At 32.0% G+C, this 1,708-nt stretch carries 3 protein-coding genes; all 3 read right to left on the reverse strand.

Going from position 1 to position 1,708, the window contains the following annotated elements; genetic code table 11:
- Positions 1 to 154: 154 nt before the first annotated feature.
- Positions 155 to 622: a hypothetical protein gene (locus tag BUB43_RS10925; RefSeq protein ID WP_073181061.1), complete on the reverse strand. Its 468-nt coding sequence runs from the start codon at positions 620 to 622 to the stop codon at positions 155 to 157.
- Between the two features lie 160 nt (positions 623 to 782).
- Positions 783 to 1,211 carry a DUF4279 domain-containing protein gene (locus tag BUB43_RS10930; protein WP_073181063.1) on the reverse strand — a complete coding sequence of 143 codons (429 nt, stop codon included), beginning with the start codon at positions 1,209 to 1,211 and terminating at the stop codon, positions 783 to 785.
- A gap of 2 nt (positions 1,212 to 1,213) precedes the next feature.
- Positions 1,214 to 1,708 (reverse strand): polymorphic toxin type 33 domain-containing protein (locus BUB43_RS10935; protein WP_073181065.1); only part of this gene is annotated, 495 nt, incomplete at its 5' end.

Consider the following 1,708-nt stretch of genomic DNA (forward strand, 5'->3'; position numbering starts at 1 on the left):
CTACTTCTGCAAAATACTCGTGGGAGGTGTAACTGCTAAAAATCTAAAAGAACTTCTGCGCCTCTGCAGGCAAATGCCTGCACAGGTTTGTTATTGTTGTTTCTTATTTTATTTTTTAAAGCCCATGGTTTGGGAAACCAACACATCTGGAACATTACCATAATACACAACGGGTTTTTATAACATAAAAAGTTTCATTCTTATTTGGCTTTATTATTATAGTGTCCATACTTTTATCTACTCCAACCACACTAATGATTTCATTATCTTCAAAGGCCGTTAACTTTTTATTTTTAAAAAAGGCTTCCCAATAAATGTCTTTGATTTCTTCAAATTCTTTTACATTTTTAATATTTAACAATATTTTATCTGTTTCAATCTTTTCATTATTGAAAATATCGTGACTTCTTGCATATTCAAGCCAAGCATCGCTTATTTGTTTTTTATTTGTATCATAAACAAAATATTTATTGATAATACTTTTTTCTTTTTCGGCTTCTTCTAATGATTTCGAATAATAAAATCGCCCAACTTCATTATCCATTGAAATAAAACCAATTGACAGATATAATATAATTCCAATCAGTAATAATAGAACAATAATTATCAAGGATTTATTCATTTCTTCAAAAAATTATTTTTTAACTTCTGCGCCTCTGCAGGTATTTTGCCTGCACAGGTTATTGATTATTATTATATCTCTTATCTCGTAACCCCTGTGGATGCGGAAAACCAACATATCTAGAACACTACTTATCTGGAACATTACCACATTACCGGATTTAATCTTCATCTAAAGGCGGATAATAGATGTCAAAATCAAATTCAGCATCGACCTCTCTTATAAAAGCATTATATCTTTTACTAAAATGTATCCACGGGGTACTTTCTTCTCTATTATTTAAAAATATGGCACAAGAAAATTCGCAATTATATTTTTTTGCATACTCTTTTAGAATAGGTATTTTAGGTTCCAAAATATCCAAAATTTTATCTAACTGAGTTTTAAAATCTTCTTTGTTCTCATAAGGAGTTCCATATACCCATCCATTTCGTTTCGCTAATCGTTCGAATTTAGGGTTTATTCGCTGTCCCTTAATGTATATTTTATAAGGTTGAATATCTAATTTTTTAGATATGTCTTCAGAGGTTATATCCTCATAATCCCATATACAAAAACTCAAATTTAGATCATTGCTTAAAACTTTCATATTTAATGAATTTCAATTTGTTGTTTGTGATAGTAATTTGGATTAGACTGTTGCATCATAAAAGGTGTTACCATAAATACAGGCATTGCTCGAGACATAAAATAATCTAGTAATTTTAACCCTCCACCTAAAATAGCAGCTCCAACACCAACTTTTACAGAAAGATTATTTAAATTAACACCGATTGGTTCACCGGGACCCTTACCATTTTTTGGCTTTTCATATACATTGCCATTTTTATCTTTCCATAGATCCTTCTGTCCTCCTCCTTTACCATTTACACCCTTCTCACTATGATCCCAACCTGCATCCTTCAATTTCTTTATTTCTCCAGGACTTAATCTTTTATCCTGATTTGATCCACTTCTCTCATTGGCGTTGTTTTTCTTCTTCGGTACTGGCCCATCTCCACCACCGTCATCGTCCAAAGGAGAATCTATTTCATGCATCGCGTGGTTCAATCCTGCAACAATACCTCCAATTACCGCTCCTTGCCA

It is taken from the genome of Cruoricaptor ignavus, assembly GCF_900141665.1.
Taxonomy (GTDB): Bacteria; Bacteroidota; Bacteroidia; order Flavobacteriales; family Weeksellaceae; genus Cruoricaptor; species Cruoricaptor ignavus.

What these genes read in the sequence shown, in the direction of transcription:
- BUB43_RS10925 (WP_073181061.1), bottom strand. Translation starts at nt 622, where the DNA reads ATGAATAAATCCTTGATAATTATTGTTCTATTATTACTGATTGGAATT.
- BUB43_RS10930 (WP_073181063.1), bottom strand. Translation starts at nt 1,211, where the DNA reads ATGAAAGTTTTAAGCAATGATCTAAATTTGAGTTTTTGTATATGGGAT.